At 40.4% G+C, this 3,727-nt stretch carries 4 protein-coding genes; all 4 read left to right on the top strand.

What is annotated here, in order from left to right:
* Nucleotides 1–115 precede the first annotated feature (115 nt).
* Complete coding sequence (locus R8O70_RS24695; protein WP_318184404.1) at nt 116–469, top strand: hypothetical protein; 354 nt, start codon at nt 116–118, stop codon at nt 467–469.
* Nucleotides 470–606: 137 nt separating this feature from the next.
* A complete protein-coding gene (locus tag R8O70_RS24690; RefSeq protein ID WP_140209108.1) occupies nt 607–1,119 on the top strand; it encodes a GNAT family N-acetyltransferase in 513 nt (170 codons plus the stop codon).
* Between the two features lie 710 nt (nt 1,120–1,829).
* Nucleotides 1,830–2,552: a hypothetical protein gene (locus R8O70_RS24685; protein ID WP_258623865.1), complete on the top strand. Its 723-nt coding sequence runs from the start codon at nt 1,830–1,832 to the stop codon at nt 2,550–2,552.
* 632 nt (nt 2,553–3,184) lie between these two features.
* The gene (locus R8O70_RS24680) at nt 3,185–3,643 is read left to right on the top strand and encodes a GNAT family N-acetyltransferase (protein ID WP_038898338.1); all 459 of its coding nucleotides are present in this window, start codon (nt 3,185–3,187) and stop codon (nt 3,641–3,643) included.
* The last annotated feature ends 84 nt before the right edge of the window (nt 3,644–3,727 follow it).

The following is a 3,727-nucleotide window of genomic DNA, read 5'->3' as shown; positions in this document are numbered from 1 at the left end:
TGGCATTTTCACTATGCGTTGGTTTTAGTGTTTAAGGCGGTATGCGGCGGCTCTTGTATTGCGTTGCTCACCCCTTAACAGGGCGTTATGTAGCTAGGTAAGAAATGGAGTATAAATGCTTGGTTTAGTTCGATTTGTATTGGTTGCGAATGTAATAGCAGCCGTAATAGTTGTTGGCCTTGAGATGTCCACAGGCTTCTTTGGGCTTAAGTTTGTATCGGACTACGCATTTTTCATCGTTCTACTTTTGTGGGGAATGACAGCTTTATTTTTCATGTATCCGCCTCTAGGTGGAATAGGGCAGTCTGACGACAAAGTTGATAGGGTGACAGACTCAATGATTGACCGTCGCGTTGCGGACGAAATTGATGATGAGCGGTTCTCAGAAAATACGGCTTTTTGTATCAAACTACTTATAGCTGGGGTGCCTGCATTCTTGGTTTGTGTCCTTGCGAGCATCGCTACATAACAAGCAATTTAAGAGGGATTCACAACGCTTGGCATTTTTGCTTCTACTTCAGTTTTAGTGTTTATGGCACAATGCTTTAGGTTTGGGTGGAGGCGTTGTTCACCCCTTAATTGGGCGTTATGTGAATGGAGCTCATTTTGAAAATATCAGTCGTCAAAAGTGATGAAATTGATCCGTATGAAGTAGCACTTAATGCACACCTAAACTCGGTTTTTGGGCAAGAGTCTACAATCCATTTTAATCAGGAATTCGTTTGTGCAATTCTCATTGAAGACGAAAATCAGATTGTAGCTACTGGTTTTGCTTACAGTCGTTTAATGTCACAGGGTTCAACAAATTTCAAAGCGGGTATAGTTGGTGGTATTGCAGTTGCACCAAATAAGCGTCGTCTGGGTTTAGCCAAAACCATCGTGAAAGAATTGGACAAATGCTTGGTAGCTTTTGGTGTAACGCATTCTTTTCTTTTCGCTTATGAGCCAGATGTTTATCGAAGCTCGGGGTATTCGGAGTTAGTTTTGCCTATTCATTACTTTGACGTGCAGCAGAAAAATTGGAATCAGTTTGTCTACCGTGGTGGCATGATTAAGACTTACAATGGCGGGCAATCTCTAAGTAATCAAGTTATTGAGTTTAATGGCTGTGTGTATTGAACGCGTTGGAAAAATTCACATAACAAACGCTTTAAGACGGATTCGCAACGCGTGGCATTTGTGGTTTGCGGCAAGTTTAGTGATTTAGGTAGTGTGCGGAAACATCGCATTGCGTTGCTCACCACTTAAGCGGGCGTTAGCACTGGATTGGGATCAAAGGTTAAAAGTTTCTGTGTTTATTGGTCTTTTTTCCTAACTTTACACCTGATCAAATGTGCCTTTCACGTCCGCTCCGGTGGCACTAGATGCGAAGTTTTTGTTTTTAGTTCATCATTTACGGCTTATAACTTTCGGGCTATTTCTCTGGCACGGTTTCTTTGATGCGGGTGATTTTTTGCCTTAAATTTGGCTCTTTGTCGTGGTTGTTTAAGTCCGATGATCGAATCCTTTGTAAATTTTATTACTGCGAAAATAGGGTCGTTTCGCATGTTTTTTTTCTTGCCAACTTGCGCTTAAAGTTAGTTTTCAGTTTGGCAGCTGTCCGTTTGGTTTCAGTGTTTCAAGCCATAAATATCGTGTTATAGTTCAATATCTTGGCGTATATCAAAGGCTTCAGGGGCAGCGTGCTAACAAACAGTTCAAGTGGGATTCAGCACGCGTGGCATTTTTGGTATGCGTTTGATTTCGGTGTTGAAGTGCCATGCGGAAACTTGGTCATTGCGTGCTTCACCCCTTAACTGGGCGTTAGGCGACAAGTAAAATGAGATATCATGATCGATAAAAATAAAATAAAGCTAATTGTGCAAAGAGCCAGCAAGTTGGTCGGTGGTTGTTTGTCAGGTTTGGGGCTTATAAACGTACTCGATGATTTGAATTCGTGGAAACAATTTGGTGTTTATTTAGTCGAAAAAGCTAGTGTCATTGGCTTAGACCATGTGCTTTCCTACATATTGTTGTTCGTTCATACTATATCAACTTACTGGCACTTATGGCTACATCCTGTGTTTGACTTCTTCACATCATGGCTCCCATTTGAAGTTCCATTTTTGGTTAAAGATATCGTCATAATAGGGCTCTTTGTATTATTGGGTAAAAGAAGAGCATTTCGTGTTTTTACAAAGAGTTTAAGAAAAGAAAAGCAAGTTATATCTAAGATTGTACATAAGTACTTAAAAGATTCTAATGAACGATTTTTAAGCTTTTCAATGAGCGATGCTAAGTCATACATACTTATGAAAAATGCTGATAAAGGTATCCTTGAGTCATATGAGATAAAAATGGTAGAAAAGTTCGACCGTTGTTTTGGTGAAAGTGCAGAAGAGTTTTCCTATGACGTTTTAACAAGTCCTGAATTGTTGCAACTTCGAGAGGAGCATATGTCCGCACTAAAGCTCTCAGACAGACTGGAAATACTAGTGTACTGCTTAGCTCTAACTGTTCTGGGCTTTTTATTTTTTGACTACATTTACTTATTAAAGTTGAGTTTACAGTGAAATCGCCTAACAAACTGTTTAAGAGTGATTCGCAACGCGTGGCATTTTCACTATGCGTTGTGTTTAGTGTTTAAGGTGGTATGCGGGAGCTTAGGCATTGCGTTGCTCACACCTTAACAGGGCGTTAGTTGCCAACGAGAAAAACGTAGCTTAAACAGAATGTTTATAGTTAAAGTCAGTGTGTTTTTGGTGGGGTTTCGTACTTCAATTTTAAATCGTTCGGGTTTGTGAAAATCGTTCTCAGGTTTCTTTTGTGGTTGGATTTTCCGTTTCAGAAACCGATTTACTTGTTGAATGTCAGCTCTGCGGCTTTGTCTTTCCAAAAGAGATTTTTGGTGTTGTTGGTCCGTTTTCTACGGCGTTTTAAGTTCCAAGTGGTTTCAGTGACAGGCGCTTTGAAACTGCGCCTGATTTTAGTTTTTCAAAACACATAAAAACATAGTTGGCAAAGCAGTCATTGGCTTCAAATCAAAGCTTTAGGTTTGGCAACTAACAAAGCATTCAAGAGGGATTCACAACGCTTGGCAGTTTTGGTTTGAATTGGCTTAAGTGTTTACGGCACAAAGGTTTAGGTTAGGTGGTGGCGTTGTTCACCCCTTAATGCGGCGTTATGTGCTTTGGTGGAAATGAATATGGAAATCACAATCAGGCGTATCGAAACAGAAAGCATTGAGGACAAAAGTATATTCGAGACTCTGTTCAAAGAGTATCTGTCTGGATTCTCAGTTGAACTAGATCTCTCAGTAATTGCTCGGCTATTTGCGTTGCCTTATTTCCACGGATTTATCAGTTTTGTCGACAATAAGCCTGCTGGTTTTGCGGTTTGCTTTGAATCGTTCTCAACTTATCGTGCGCAAAGAGTTATGAATATCCATGATTTTATGGTGTCGGACAGCTTTCGCGGTAAAGGGGTTGGCAAGGCGCAATTGAATGGTATCGAACAGTATTGTCGTGATAATGATTACCTCAAAATCACACTAGAAGTCGGTGATGATAATGTTGCAGCTAAAAAGCTCTACAGTTCATTGGACTACAAAGATTACAGAGTAGTTTTGAAAGGGCAGCAACATTGGCAAAAGTACCTCAGTTAGCACGCACATAACAAACTGTTCAAGAGGGATTCGCAACGCGTGGCATTTTCACTATGCGTTGGTTTTAGTGTTTAAGGTGGTATG

It is taken from the genome of Vibrio sp. 779(2023) (assembly GCF_033344285.1).
Classification (GTDB): Bacteria; Pseudomonadota; Gammaproteobacteria; order Enterobacterales; family Vibrionaceae; genus Vibrio; species Vibrio alginolyticus.
This window is presented reverse-complemented; position numbering and strand designations above follow the sequence as displayed.